Origin of the sequence: Paucibacter sp. PLA-PC-4 (assembly GCF_026241155.1) — a bacterium.
GTDB lineage: Bacteria > Pseudomonadota > Gammaproteobacteria > Burkholderiales > Burkholderiaceae_C > Roseateles_E.
This window is the reverse complement of the sequence record NZ_JAPFGP010000068.1, coordinates 1-770: the sequence shown is the minus strand read 5'-3', so window position 1 is coordinate 770 and position 770 is coordinate 1. Positions and strand designations below refer to the sequence as shown.

Below are 770 nucleotides of genomic sequence, written 5' to 3'. Positions count from 1 at the left end.
AGCGCTGCAGCAGGCGCATCAACGCCGCAGTGATCGAGCCCAGGTTCTCGCCGCGCTCGCCGGCACGCCGCAGCAATACCGCGCTGGCCGGGGCGGCCTGGGCCAAGCCATCGCAGGCCCGGTGACCACGCGCCGCATGCTTGGCTGCGTGCAGGCGCTCGATATGGGCGTGATCCTCGATCTGGGCGTGGCTGTCCCAGCAGCGCTGATGGCGGGCCAGCTCGGTGACACCGTCGAGAACGCGCACCCAATGCTCGTCGGCCAGCACCGTCAGCGTGCGCTGAACATGGGTGTGCGGTACCGAGTAGTCGTTGGTGTCGAAGCGAACGTAGGGCGTCTTGCCCACCCGCACGGCCAAGTGCTCGCCCAGGGCGAAGGCCTGCTGCGGCAGGGCCAGCAGATGGCGGCCCTCGGCCTGGAAGGCCTCGCGCACGCTCAGCCGGGTGTCCTCGGGCCAGCGGCGGTTGGCGGCCACGCCCAAGCACCAAGCCCGGGCCTGCGCGTTGAGGTCGCTCAGATCCGTGAACTCCCGGCCGGCGAAGAAGCTATCGCGGATGAAGCGGATGCTCCTCTCCACGCGACCCTTCTCATTGCCGCGCGCCACCGCGACCGGCCGCGGCTGGAAGCGGTAATGGCGGGCCAGCGCCAGCAACGCTGGGTTGAAGCGGATCGCCTCGCCCGCTCGCTCGAGCACCGCGCTCTTGAGGTTGTCATACAGGACGACCCGGCTGCAGCCGTTGAACGCGGCGAAGGCCTCGACATGGCCACGC

Annotated in this window: 1 protein-coding gene; it reads right to left on the bottom strand. The window is 70.0% G+C overall.

Going from position 1 to position 770, the window contains the following annotated elements:
• Positions 1-770 (bottom strand): Mu transposase domain-containing protein (locus OOZ63_RS29360; protein WP_416234804.1); only part of this gene is annotated, 770 nt, incomplete at both ends.